This window comes from Aureimonas sp. Leaf324 (genome assembly GCF_001423245.1).
Taxonomy (GTDB): Bacteria; Pseudomonadota; Alphaproteobacteria; order Rhizobiales; family Rhizobiaceae; genus Aureimonas.
Map to the genome: position 1 here is coordinate 68,135 of NZ_LMOH01000007.1, position 12,211 is coordinate 80,345.

Sequence of the window (12,211 nt, forward strand, 5' to 3'; positions counted from 1 at the left end):
GGTTCATTTTCGGCTCGGCAGGATAACTCACGCCCATGACAATGTTTCAGAACCTTCTGGCAGCCGTCGCGCTGACCGCCCTCGTCGCCGGGCCCGCCGCGGCGCAGGAGAGCGACGCGAACAAGACCTGGACCGAAATCCGCATCGGCTCGGAGGGCGCCTATCCTCCGTTCAACTACCTCGACGCCTCCGGCAAGCTGCTCGGCTTCGACATCGACATCGCCAACGCGCTCTGCGAGCAGATGAAGGTGACGTGCACCTTCGTGACGCAGGACTGGGACGGCATGATCCCCGCGCTCCAGAACAACCGCTTCGACGCGATCATCGCCTCGATGTCGATCACGCCGGAGCGCTCGCAGCAGGTGCTCTTCACCAACAAGTACTACAACACGCCGGGCGCGATCGCCGTGCCCAAGGACTCGACGATCACCGATACGAGCGCCGCCTCGCTCTCCGGCAAGACGATCGGCGCGCAAGGGTCGACCACCCACTCGCAGGCCGTCCAGAAGTTCTTCCCGGACGCCGACGTGAAGGTCTATCCGACCGCCGAGGAGTACAAGCTCGACATCGAGAACGGCCGCCTCGATGCCGTCAGCGACGACGTCGTGGTTCTGAGCCAGTGGCTCGACAGCCCGGCCGGTGCCTGCTGCAAGCTGCTCGGCACGCTTCCCGTCGATGAGGAAATCTACGGCAAGGGCGCCGGCATCGCGCTGCGCAAGGACGACGAGAAGCTGAAGAAGATGTTCGACGACGCGATCATCGCCATCCGTCAGAACGGCACCTACAAGACGATCAACGACAAGTACTTCAAGTTCGACGTCTACGGCGGCTGATCCGGACCTCCTGAACCCGCGCCGGATCCGGGCCATCGCCCCGGGTCCGGCGCCCTGGCTTTCCAGCGTCGGCGGGTCGCGATCGGCAGATGGACTATCTTTCGCTACTCGCCTACGGCGACACCGGCTGGGGTGACGAGATCGCCCGGGGCGTGCTCGTCACGGTCTCGCTGGCTTTGGCGACGCTTCCGTTCGGGCTGCTTCTGGGTCTCGGGCTCGCTCTCGCCAAGCGCGGCGAGGATCCCGGCCTGCGGTTGTCCGCCGATATCTACACGACGCTGTTTCGGGGCCTGCCCGAGCTTCTCACCCTGTTCCTCGTCTACTACGGCGGGCAGAACCTCCTGAACGCGGCGACCGGGGCGCTCGGCCTCGGACAGTGGACGCTGTCGAGCTTCGTGTCCGGCATGGTCGCGCTCGGGCTCGTGTTCGCTGCCTATTCGTCGGAGGTCTTTCTTTCGGCTTTCCGCGCCATCCCCGACGGCCAGTGGGAGGGCGCGCGTGCGCTCGGCCTGCCGCATCGGCGCATCCTTTGGCTGGTGATCCTGCCGCAGCTCCTGCGCATCAGCCTTCCCGGCCTCTCCAACGTCTGGCTGAACCTCCTGAAGGATACGGCGCTGGTGTCAGTGATCGGTCTTGCGGACATCATGCGCGAGACCGGCGTCGCGGCGCGCGTGACGCGCGAGCCGTTCTTCTTCTTCGGCTTCGCCTGCGTCCTCTATCTCGTCCTGACGCTGGTTTCCGCGGTCGGCCTCCGGCGCCTGGAACTCTGGACCAAGCGCGGCGAGGTGGCACGATGAGCCTTGCTCCTCCCCCCGCCGTGCGCCGTCGCCCCGGTGTCGCCGGTCTCCTGACGCTCGGGCTGTGGGCGGCCGGCGCCCTCGCGCTCGTCGCCTATCTCATCGAGGTCTGGAATCCGGACCTCATCGCGACCTATGGTCCCGTGTACCTGCGGGGCCTCTGGACGACGCTGACGATCGTCACGCTGTCCTACGTGCTCGGGGCGATCCTGTCGGTGCCGATCGCGGCGGGCCGCATGGCCAAGAACGGGCTCGCGCGCGGCGCGTCCTTCTCGTACGTCTCGTTCTTTCGCGGCACGCCGCTGATCGCGCAGGTCTTCCTGATCTACTACGGGTTCGGCACGTTCCGGTCCGCGTTCGAGACCGTCGGTCTCTGGTGGTTCTTCCGCGACGCCTGGTATTGCGCGATCTTCGCGCTGTCCCTGAACACCGCTGCCTATCAGGCCGAAATTTTGCGCGGTGCCATCCAGAGCGTGCGACAGGGCCAGTGGGAAGGCGCGCGGGCGCTCGCGCTGCCGCGCCGCGTCATCATCCGTCGCGTGATCGCCCCGCAAGCGATGATCGTCGCGCTGCGGCCCTACGCCAACGAGTTCATCCTCATGGTCAAGGCCTCGGCGATCGTCGCCATCATCAGCGTCTTCGATCTCTTCGGCGAGACGCGGCGGGCCTTCTCCCGCAGCTTCGATTTCCAGACCTATGTCTGGGCTGCGATCTTCTACCTCATGCTGGTCGAGATCGTCCGGCGACTGACCAACCGTGCCGAGGCGCGGCTGACCCGACACCTCAAGCGCTGACGCCGAGCGGCGCCGGGCTATCACCCATCAGCTTTGGCGGGCGACGCCGTGGAGGAACAGATCGACGGCTTGGTCGGTCCGTCTGGCGACCGCGTCGGCATCCTCACCCTTCGGAATGCCGTAGATGCTGGCTCGGATGTCGCCGCCGCAGATCGCCTGGATGAACTGGTTGGCCAGAAACTCCGGCGGCATGTCGCGGACCTCGCCGCGCTCGCGGGCTCGCTCGAAGATATGGGTCAGCGCGACGACGATCGGCCGGAGCACACGGCTTTCGGAATAGTCGGCAAGCTCTGGATGACGGTGCCCTTCGGCCGCGAGGAGGCGGAACAGCGCGATCGTGCGGGGTGCGAACGTGTTGGTGCGCAGCCAAGCGGCCACCTGGGGAAGGGTCTCGCCGATCGAGCCCGTCTTCGCTTCAAGCACGCGAAGGGCGTCGTAATTGAAGAGGATTTGATGATGCAGCGCCGCTTCGAACAGGCGCTGTTTCGACGGAAACCGGTCGTAGAGTGTCCGCTTCGACGTTCGAGCTTCGGCAGCGACGGAATCCATGCTGGTGGCACTGTAGCCGGCGTCGAGGAATTGGCGGAAGGCGATCTCGAGAATGGTGTGGGACAGGCTGGCCGCCGCCGATTTGGTCGGGCGGCCTCTTCGACGCTCCAACCTCGCCGCGTGCGGCGTACCGTCACTCAAACTCAACTGCGTCGTCTCACTGCCGCCCACGAGCGCGCCCTTCCCGCTTGATACGACCCCGACGCGAGACGGTGTGAGACCTCTTTCCGACTTTCGGAACTGGATCTTTCGCCCTCTCCGCCATCATTCTCTCACCCGATGCGATTCGGAAGATGCCGCTCGTTCGGCAGCTAAACTTTTCGCAATGTTTCGCAAACGGAAGGACGTTCGAATGGTTGCAACCAGCTTCATCGGCCTCGGTGTCATGGGCTTTCCGATGGCCGGGCATCTCGCTGCCAGGGGCCACGACGTCACCGTGTTCAATCGCAACCCGGCGAAGGCCGAGGCCTGGGTGGCCCAGCACGGTGGGCGCAGCGCTCCGACGCCGCGCGAGGCCGCGGCGAACGCCGACATCGTTTTCGTCTGCGTCGGCAACGACGACGATGTGCGCTCCGTGATCTACGGCGACGACGGGGCGATCGCCGGCATGAAGAGCGGCGCGATCCTCGTGGACCACACCACGGCGTCCGCCGAACTCGCGCGCGAACTGGAAGGCGCCCTGGGCGAGAAGGGCCTGCGCTTCCTCGACGCGCCCGTGTCGGGCGGTCAGGCCGGTGCCGAGAACGGCGTCCTCACGGTGATGGTGGGCGGTGAGGCTGCGACCTTCGACGCGGCCCGCCCGGTGATCGAGTCCTATGCGCGGATGATCGGGCTGATGGGTCCCGCCGGGTCCGGTCAGCTGACCAAGATGATGAACCAGATCTGCATCGCGGGTCTCGTCCAGGGCCTGTCGGAAGCCGTGCATTTCGGCCAGAAGGCCGGCCTCGACATCAAGAAGGTCGTCGAGGTCATCTCGAAGGGCGCGGCGGGTTCGTGGCAGATGGAGAACCGCCACAAGACCATGGACGAAGGCCGCTACGACTTCGGTTTCGCGGTCGAATGGATGCGCAAGGACCTCGGCATCTGCCTCGCGGAAGCCAAGCGCAACGGCGCCTCGCTGCCCGGCACCGCGCTGATCGACCAGTTCTATGCCGAGGTCGAGGCGATGGGCGGCAAGCGCTGGGACACGTCCTCGCTGCTGGCGCGCCTCAATCGCTGAGCGTCACGGGCCGGCGGGAGGCGTCAGCTCTCCCGCTGGTCTTTGTCGAGCACGAGATAGTCGAGCGGCAGTTCGGTCGTGTACTTGATCTGCTCCATCGCGAAAGCCGAGGAGACGTCGCGAATCTCGATCTTCGCGATCAACCGCTTGTAGAACGAATCGTAGGCCGCGATGTCCGGCACCACGACCCGCAGGAGGTAATCGACGTCGCCGCTCATGCGGTAGAACTCGATGACCTCGGGAAACTCCTGGACCACTTCGGAGAAGCGCTTCAGCCATTCCACCGAATGGGAACCGGTGCGCACCGAGACGAAGACCGTGACGCGCGCATTGACCTTGACCGGATCGAGGACCGCGACGCGCCGGACGATGACGCCCTCTTCCTCCAGCTTCTGGATACGTCGCCAGCACGGCGTCGTGGACAAACCGACGCGCTTGGCGACGTCGGCGACGGCCAGCGTGGCGTCTTCCTGCAGCAGCCGAAGGATCTTCTTGTCGAGCCTGTCCAATCCCCACCTCTTTCCGGCAAACGGCGGTCTCGCGCGACCCTTCGCCGCCATCCCACCGTCGAACCACGATCTTTCGCGGTTTCTTAAGCCAATTCTTTAAGTTTTCCGCAACAGGATGATGCCGAACCACTGCATGCAACCCTTGCCCGAACCGTTTCGATGTCGCTTGCCGCCCCGCCATCCCTGGACAAGTCGAGCATGCCCCGCGGCGGAGCGGCCGGCCAGCGCGTGGAACTGGCGCGCACGCTTCGCAGGACCCGCGACCAGCTGATCTCGGCCGACGGCATGCCGCCGCGAATCGAACTGGAGCTCCTGCGCCAGCACGTTCCCCAGTTTTCGGCCGGCTTGCCCGTACTGGCGGTCATCGTCGGGGCCGCCGGTGCGCTCTTCGCCCTCGCCGACCTTCCGATCATGGTCGCCTGGATCGGGCTGAACCTGATCACCGCCCTTCCGCTTCTTTTCCTGCTGCGCGGCTTCGAAAAGGCCGCCCCGTCGATGGTCGCCGCCTTCACCTGGCGGCGCCGGTTCCAGATCGGGCATCTCGTTCTCGGCCTGCCCTGGGCGGTGCTGATGCTGTGGCCGGCCTGCGAGGCCTGCGGCTTCGAGGCGTTCGATCCGGTCCGGCTCGCCGTCGTCGCGGCCGCGATCGGAACGCTCGCGCTGATCGGCGCGAGCCTGAAGGGCGTCGTTCTCTGGAGTTTCGGACCGCTCGCGCTGGTCACCGCCTACCTCGCCGTCACCACCGACGACCCGTCGCGCATGGCGCTGCATGGGGTGCTTCTTTCGGCCGTGCCTTTCTTTGCCGTCGTGTCGAGCCGGCTGCGTTCGTCGAAGACGGATCGCATCCGCCACCGCACGGAACGAGACCAGTTCACCTTCGAGATCGAGGCGGCACGGATCGCGTCGGATCAGGCCCGCCAGCGCGCCGAGGAGGCCAACCTGGCGAAGTCGCAGTTCCTGGCCACGATGAGCCACGAATTGCGCACGCCGCTCAATGCGATCCTCGGCTTTTCGGAAGTGATCGGAGAGGAGATCCTCGGCCCCGTCGGCAACGAGACCTATCGCGACTACGCCCGCGACATCCACAATTCCGGCCAGCACCTCCTCGACCTGATCAACGAGATCCTCGACCTGTCGCGCGTCGAGGCGGGGCGCTACACGCTGAACGAGGAGGCGGTGAGCCTTGTCGCCATCGCCAAGGCGGCCATCGGCTTCGTGCAGATGAAGGCCGATACGAAGCGGATCGAAATCCGCGCCGAGTTCGAGCCGGACCTGCCGCAGCTCTGGGGCGATCCGCGATCGCTCCGTCAGGTGATCCTGAACCTTCTGTCCAATGCGGTGAAGTTCACGCCCGCGAAGGGGCGCATCCTCGTGCGTGTCGGATGGACGGCGGGCGGCGGGCAGTACGTGTCGGTGCGCGACAACGGGCCGGGCATCCCGAAGGAGGAAATGCCGCTGGTGCTATCGTCGTTCGGGCAGGGCACGAATGCCATCAAGAGCGCCGAACAGGGCACCGGCCTCGGCCTGCCGATCGTTCAGGCGCTGGTGAACCTCCACAACGGCTCGTTCGAGCTGAACTCGGCGCCCGGCCAAGGCACCGAGGCGCTGGCGACCTTCCCGCACGCCCGCGTTCTCGAGGTCATGCCGGCGCTTGGCGACCTCTCCTGACCAAGCGGCGAACACGTCGCGGAGAGGGCGCGTTGCGGCGGGTCGGGCGGCGCCATATCTCCCCGGCATGACATCGACGCCGTCCCCCCTCGCCTCGCCCTGCGTCCGCATCTGCGTCCTCGACGCGGCGGGGAGCCTCTGCATCGGCTGCGGACGCACGATCGAGGAAATCTCCGGCTGGTCGAGCATGTCGGAGGGTGCACGGCTCGCCGTGATGGGCGTGCTCGACGAGCGCCTTCGCTCGGTGGAGGCGCTCTGAGATGCGATCGGGAACTCTGCTTCTCCTCGTCTTCGCCGTCATCGGCATCGCCCTCCTCGCCCTGACGTTCGGCGGCGGCGAAGTGCTGGGAATGCGGGACGACGCCTTCGCCTCGCTCGTCTACATGGGCCTTTGGACGACGCTCCTCGGCTCGGGTCTCCTCGTCGCCTTTCGCGGACGATGGGGCGAGGCGGCGAAAAGCGCCGCGATCTGGGTCGTGGCCTTCGCCGTCCTGATCGCGGCCTACGCGTTCGGTCCCGAGCTTCGCGGCGTCGGGGACCGGATGATGGCGGTGCTCGTCCCCGGTCGGACGGTGACGCTCGCCGGCGCAGACGGTCAGGTCATGGTCGCGCGCGGCGACGGCAGTCATTTCGCCGTCGATGCGGAGGTGAACGGGCGGCGCACTCCGTTCCTGGTCGATACCGGCGCCAGCGTCGTCGCCATCGATCCAGATACGGCGGCGGCCATCGGCATCGATCCGGCGAGCCTTCGCTACACCGCCCGGATCCGCACCGCCAATGGCGACACGGTCGCCGCGCCGGTGACGCTCGACAGCGTGCGCGTCGGCTCGATCGAACGCCGTCGCGTGCCTGCGGTCGTGACGCAGGGCGACGGGATCGGCGTCAACCTTCTCGGAATGAGCTTCCTCGGCACCCTGTCGTCGCTCGACTTCCGCGGCGACCGCCTCGTCCTTTCGGACTGAGGCCGCCTCAGAAGGCGCCGATCATGAAGCGGATCGCAACGGTCAGGAGAAACAAGCCGAAGCCGACCTCCAGCTGACGCTTCGTCAGACGGTGCGCCAGCGTCGCGCCGAGCCGGACCGTCGGCATCGACATCGGGATGAGGATCGCGAGCGCCGCGAGGCTGACATGGCCGAGGCTGAGCGGCGGAAGGTCGGGATGCCCCCACCCGCCGACGATGAAAGGCACGACGCCCGGAACGGCGATCAGCACGCCGACGCCGGCCGACGTCGCCACCGCCTGGTGCATCGAGCGGCCGTAGAGCGTCATGAACGTGTTGTTGAGAACTCCGCCGCCGATCCCCATGATCGCCGACAGCCCGCCGATCAGGGACCCCGAGACCGTGCGTCCGACGCGCCCGGGCAGATCGCTGCCAAGCACGAAGGGCAGCTTGCCGATCAGCATCCGCACGCCGAGAACGAGCGCGATGGCGGCGAAGATCGCGGCCAGCACGTCGGACGGCAGGAGGTTCGCCACCGCGCCGCCGAGAAGGGCGCCGAGCGGCACCGTGATCAGCCATTGCCGGAGGAGCACCATATCGACCGCTCCCCGCGCCATGTGGGCGCGCAACGAGCGAATCGAGGTCGGAATGATCAGCGCCAGCGACGTTCCAACCGCGATCTGCATCCGCGTATCGGGCGCGACGTCGAGGGTCGTGAGCACCTGATAAAGGACGGGAACCGTGACGGCGCCGCCACCGATCCCCAGAAGTCCCGCAAGGAAGCCAGAGAGCAGCGCGCCGGCCGCGAGCAGGCCGACGAGCATTCCGATGTCGGCCCAATCCATCTCGATCTTTCCCGTCGTCAGGCCGCGGCTGCGCCGGCGGGGGTCAGTTGGACCTCGGCGAAGGCTTCGCGCAGGAGATCGGGTGTTGCGCCGGGACGCACCGCGCGCTCCGACAGAAGCTGCCGCCAGCGGCGAGCGCCCGGCAGACCTGTGAACAGCCCGATCATGTGGCGCGTGACGTTCGACAACCGGCCGCCGGCGGCCATGTGCCGCTCGGAATAGGCGACCATCGCGTCGATCAAAGCGGGGTAGTCGACCGGCACCGGCTGCTCGCCATGGCAGAGCTCGCCGACGCGCGCGAGTTGGGACGGGGTCTGGTAGGCGCCCCGCCCCATCATCACCCCATCGACGCGGGTCAGATGCGATGCCGCGGACTCGGTGGTCGCGAGGCCGCCGTTGAGCCCGATGAACATGTCCGGCAGGCGCTGCTTCAGCCGATAGACGCGCTCGTAGTCGAGCGGCGGGATCTCGCGGTTCTCCTTGGGGCTCAGCCCCTGCAGCCAGGCCTTGCGCGCGTGGACCCAGATCGCGGAGACGCCGGCATCCACCGCCCGATCGGCGAGCGCATCGAGCGCCGGCTCGGGGTCCTGATCGTCAACGCCGATCCGGCATTTCACCGTGACGGGGATCGCGACCGCCTCGCGCATTGCGGCGAGGCAGCGCCCGACGAGCTCGGGATCGCGCATCAGGCAGGCACCGAAGGCACCCGACTGTACCCGGTCCGACGGGCAGCCGACATTCAGGTTGATCTCGTCGTAGCCAAAGGCTTCGCCGATCCGCGCGGCTTCAGCCAGCTTGGCCGGGTCCGATCCGCCGATCTGGAGCGCGAGCGGGTGTTCGGCGGCGTCGAAGCCGAGCAGCCGATCCCGGTCGCCATGCAGGATCGCGTCGGCGACCACCATCTCGGTATAGAGGAGCGCCCGGGGCGCCAGCTGCCGGTGCAGGTAGCGACAATGACGATCGGTCCAGTCGATCATCGGTGCGACGGCGAACCGGACGGGAAGGTATGGGCGCATGAAGTCCGGGCCATTTCCGCGAGCGATGGGGCAAAAGAGGAGCCGGCGGGTTCGCTTTGCAAACGCTGGAGGATTGCATATAGGTTCGCCGCACGAACGATCCGACAGATTTACGAGGAAGATCCCTTGTCTTCAACCTTCGACCGGGTCGCCGACATCATCGCCGAGACCAGCGAGATCGACCGCGACCAGATCACCCCCGAGAGCCACACGATCGACGACCTCGGCATCGATTCGCTCGACTTCCTCGACATCGTCTTCGCGATCGACAAGGAATTCGGCATCAAGATTCCGCTCGAAAAGTGGACGCAGCAGGTCAACGAGGGCGCGGCCACGACGGAAGAGTACTTCGTCATGAAGAACCTCTGCGCCAAGATCGACGAGCTGCGGGCCGCCAAGGCGGTCTGACGCGGCCGACCGCTCGACGGACCATTTCCCCATCGCGGGCGCCTGGCGCGCCCGTGCTTACCCTTCGACGGAACCGACCATGGATCAGCCCGCGCGAGACGTCTTGATCACCGGGGTCGGCCTGGTTTCCTCGCTCGGCGAGGGCGTCGAGACGCATCTGGCTCGGCTGGCCCCGCACGGCAGCTTTCAGCCGGCGATCGAAAGCGTCGAGCCGACCGGGCATTTCGTCCATCCCCTCCCCCCGATCGACTGGTCGCTGCAGATCCCGAAGAAGGGCGACCAGCGCCAGATGGAAACCTGGCAGAAGCTCGGTGTCTATGCGGCGGGCCTCGCGCTGGCGGATGCCGATGTCGCGGCCGACGAGGCGACGCGCGCGAAGGTGGACATGATCGTCGCGGCGGGCGGCGGCGAACGCGATCCCGAGGTCGACGCGTTGGTGATGGCGCGCGCGCGCGGGCAGAACGATCCGCTGCCGATGATGAACGAGCTTCTGTCGAGCGAACTGCGCCCGACGCTGTTTCTCGCGCAGCTCTCCAACCTCATGGCCGGCAACATCTCGATCGTTCACAAGGTGACAGGCTCCTCGCGCACCTTCATGGGCGAGGAGAGCGCCGGCATCTCCGCCGTGCAGGTGGCGGCGGCGCGCATCCGCGCGGGCCAGAGCCGCATCTGCCTCGTCGGCGGCGCCTTTTCCGCCGCCCGCAAGGACCTTCTCGTCAACTACGAACTCGGCGGCCATCTCCTCGGCGGCGAGTGGCGGCCGGTTCCCGCCCGCACGGGCGAGGACGCGGGCTTCGTGCCCGGCAGCGTCGGCGCCTTCCTGGTGCTGGAGGATGCCGAGCACGCCCACTCGCGCGGCGCGACGGCCTACGGGCGTCTCAGCTTCGTCGCCGGCGATCGCGGGCCGCGCGGGGATGGACGGCTCGCCGAGCGCCTCGGGCGGCTTCTCGACGAGAGCGGCGTCGGAGACGACGAACTTCTGATCCTGTCGGGCGCGACCGGCATCTCCGGCGCGACGGGCGAGGAGATCTCGCTTCTCAGCCGCCGTTTTCCGAACGCGGCTTTGCGGACCTACGGCAGCGCCGTCGGCCATGCGATGGAAGCGCAGTTTCCGACCGGCGTGGCGCTCGCCGCGATTCACCTGTCGGCGGGCCGCCTGCCGGGTCCGGCGGCTGGCGGCGAGGAACGCCCGGCCGAGTTCGCGCCCGCTCGCGCGCTCGTCACCGGCGTCGGCCACGTCCGAGGCGAAGGGGTCGCCCTCGTCGAGGCGATCGAGCCGCGCTGAAGCATGATGTGTGAGCCGGGCGCTCCGGCGCAGGACGGATGGAACGGATGACGTCTCGTGATCTCGATTTTCAGGGGCGGCCGGTGGTCGCGGTGACGGGCGTCGGCATCGTGTCGTCGCTCGGGCGCGGCGTCGCCGACAACTGGTCGGCGCTCACAGCGGGCCGCTCGGGCATCCACCGGATCACCCGCTTTCCCACCGACAACCTTCGCACCACGATCGCCGGCACGATCGACTTCATGGCCGTCGAGCCCTGGAGCGGCATCGCACTGTCCTATGCGCTGGCGGAAGCCGCCGGGACGGAAGCCATCGCGATGGCGGGCTTCGACCCGGCCGCCTTTGGCGCGCCACTGTTCCTCGCCGCCCCGCCGATCGAGCTGGAATGGTCGCAGCGGCTTGTGCTCGACAAGATGTCCGGCGAGGCGCGCGAGGAGGCCGGCTACGACCGCCTTCTCGAACTCGCCCGCACCAACCGCTCGCCCTCGATCTACGACCTCACGCTCTTCGGCGGCATCTCGGAGCGGCTGTCGGAAACGCTCGGCACGCGCGGTCTTCCCATCACGTTGTCGACCGCCTGCGCGTCCGGCGCCAGCGCGATCCAGCTCGGGCTGGAAGCCATCCGGCGCGGCGATGCCGAGCGATGCATCGCCATCGGCACCGATGGGTCGGTCGGCGCCGAAGCCTTGATCCGCTTCTCGCTCCTGTCCGCTCTGTCGACGCAGAACGAGAACCCGGAGCGCGCCTCGAAGCCGTTCTCGAAGGATCGCGACGGCTTCGTGATGGCCGAGGGCGCGGGCGCGCTCGTGCTCGAGTCGCTCGCCTCCGCCCGCGCGCGTGGCGCGGAGATCCTCGGCGTCATCCACGGCATCGGCGAGCAGGCGGACGACTTTCACCGCACCCGCTCGAAGCCGGACGGCTCGCCGATCATCTCGACCATCCGCGCCGGTCTCGAGGATGCCGGCCTGACGCCGGCCGACATCGGCTACATCAACGCCCACGGCACCTCGACGCCGGAAAACGACCGGATGGAATATACCGGTCTTGCGGCCGTGTTCGGCGATGCGATCGCCTCGGTGCCGATCTCGTCCAACAAGTCGATGATCGGTCACACGCTGACGGCGGCCGGCGCGATCGAGGCCGTGGTCTCGATCCTGTCGATGCGCAACGGCACGCTTCCGCCGACGATCAACCACCAGCAGCCCGACCCGGCCATCCCGCTCGACGTGGTGCCCAACAGGGCGCGCGCGGCCGACGTTTCGGCCGTCCTGTCCAATTCCTTCGGCTTCGGCGGCCAGAACGTCTCGCTCGTTCTCGGCCGCGAGCCGCGCTGACCGTTATTCCAGGAGCC

Annotated in this window: 14 protein-coding genes; 10 read left to right on the forward strand and 4 right to left on the reverse strand. The window is 67.4% G+C overall.

The features are described from left to right. Positions 1 to 41 precede the first annotated feature (41 nt). From ASF65_RS06320 to ASF65_RS06330, 3 genes are all read left to right on the forward strand, one after another. Positions 42 to 833, forward strand: coding sequence for an ABC transporter substrate-binding protein (locus tag ASF65_RS06320; protein WP_156369195.1), 792 nt, complete (start codon positions 42 to 44; stop codon positions 831 to 833). An 89-nt stretch (positions 834 to 922) separates the two neighbouring features. After that, positions 923 to 1,630 (forward strand): ABC transporter permease, encoded by a 708-nt coding sequence (locus tag ASF65_RS06325; protein WP_055886764.1) that lies wholly within the window; start codon positions 923 to 925, stop codon positions 1,628 to 1,630. Continuing rightward, positions 1,627 to 2,424, forward strand: a complete 798-nt coding sequence (locus ASF65_RS06330) for an ABC transporter permease (RefSeq protein ID WP_055886767.1) — start codon at positions 1,627 to 1,629, stop codon at positions 2,422 to 2,424. The genes ASF65_RS06325 and ASF65_RS06330 overlap by 4 nt, the downstream gene beginning before the upstream one ends. Positions 2,425 to 2,451: 27 nt before the next feature. Here ASF65_RS06330 and ASF65_RS06335 read toward each other — a convergent pair whose 3' ends face one another. Beyond that, positions 2,452 to 3,120, reverse strand: coding sequence for a TetR/AcrR family transcriptional regulator (locus ASF65_RS06335; RefSeq protein ID WP_156369190.1), 669 nt, complete (start codon positions 3,118 to 3,120; stop codon positions 2,452 to 2,454). A 205-nt stretch (positions 3,121 to 3,325) separates the two neighbouring features. Between ASF65_RS06335 and ASF65_RS06340 the strand changes: the two genes are divergently transcribed. Continuing rightward, a complete protein-coding gene (locus ASF65_RS06340) occupies positions 3,326 to 4,192 on the forward strand; it encodes an NAD(P)-dependent oxidoreductase (RefSeq protein WP_055886771.1) in 867 nt (288 codons plus the stop codon). 23 nt (positions 4,193 to 4,215) lie between these two features. Here the strand turns inward: ASF65_RS06340 and ASF65_RS06345 are convergent, their stop codons facing one another. Beyond that, positions 4,216 to 4,701 (reverse strand): Lrp/AsnC family transcriptional regulator, encoded by a 486-nt coding sequence (locus tag ASF65_RS06345; protein WP_055886774.1) that lies wholly within the window; start codon positions 4,699 to 4,701, stop codon positions 4,216 to 4,218. Positions 4,702 to 4,899: 198 nt separating this feature from the next. On the opposite strand from ASF65_RS06345, the gene ASF65_RS22255 reads away from it, so the two are divergent. From ASF65_RS22255 to ASF65_RS06360, 3 genes are all read left to right on the forward strand, one after another. Beyond that, complete coding sequence (locus ASF65_RS22255) at positions 4,900 to 6,369, forward strand: ATP-binding protein (protein WP_280137615.1); 1,470 nt, start codon at positions 4,900 to 4,902, stop codon at positions 6,367 to 6,369. Positions 6,370 to 6,436: 67 nt separating this feature from the next. Further along, positions 6,437 to 6,628: a DUF1289 domain-containing protein gene (locus tag ASF65_RS06355; protein WP_055886781.1), complete on the forward strand. Its 192-nt coding sequence runs from the start codon at positions 6,437 to 6,439 to the stop codon at positions 6,626 to 6,628. Between the two features lies 1 nt (position 6,629). Then, positions 6,630 to 7,331, forward strand: coding sequence for a TIGR02281 family clan AA aspartic protease (locus tag ASF65_RS06360; protein WP_055886783.1), 702 nt, complete (start codon positions 6,630 to 6,632; stop codon positions 7,329 to 7,331). A gap of 7 nt (positions 7,332 to 7,338) precedes the next feature. Here ASF65_RS06360 and ASF65_RS06365 read toward each other — a convergent pair whose 3' ends face one another. Beyond that, complete coding sequence (locus ASF65_RS06365) at positions 7,339 to 8,154, reverse strand: sulfite exporter TauE/SafE family protein (RefSeq protein ID WP_055886785.1); 816 nt, start codon at positions 8,152 to 8,154, stop codon at positions 7,339 to 7,341. A gap of 17 nt (positions 8,155 to 8,171) precedes the next feature. Continuing rightward, the gene (gene dusA, locus ASF65_RS06370) at positions 8,172 to 9,170 is read right to left on the reverse strand and encodes a tRNA dihydrouridine(20/20a) synthase DusA (protein WP_055886788.1); all 999 of its coding nucleotides are present in this window, start codon (positions 9,168 to 9,170) and stop codon (positions 8,172 to 8,174) included. 126 nt (positions 9,171 to 9,296) lie between these two features. On the opposite strand from dusA, the gene ASF65_RS06375 reads away from it, so the two are divergent. The 3 genes from ASF65_RS06375 to ASF65_RS06385 all read left to right on the forward strand — a co-directional run bounded on the left by ASF65_RS06375 (position 9,297) and on the right by ASF65_RS06385 (position 12,194). Continuing rightward, complete coding sequence (locus ASF65_RS06375; protein ID WP_055886791.1) at positions 9,297 to 9,578, forward strand: acyl carrier protein; 282 nt, start codon at positions 9,297 to 9,299, stop codon at positions 9,576 to 9,578. 79 nt (positions 9,579 to 9,657) lie between these two features. Then, positions 9,658 to 10,863 carry a beta-ketoacyl-ACP synthase gene (locus tag ASF65_RS06380; protein ID WP_055886794.1) on the forward strand — a complete coding sequence of 402 codons (1,206 nt, stop codon included), beginning with the start codon at positions 9,658 to 9,660 and terminating at the stop codon, positions 10,861 to 10,863. Between the two features lie 47 nt (positions 10,864 to 10,910). Next, a complete protein-coding gene (locus ASF65_RS06385; protein WP_055886797.1) occupies positions 10,911 to 12,194 on the forward strand; it encodes a beta-ketoacyl-ACP synthase in 1,284 nt (427 codons plus the stop codon). Positions 12,195 to 12,211 lie beyond the last annotated feature (17 nt).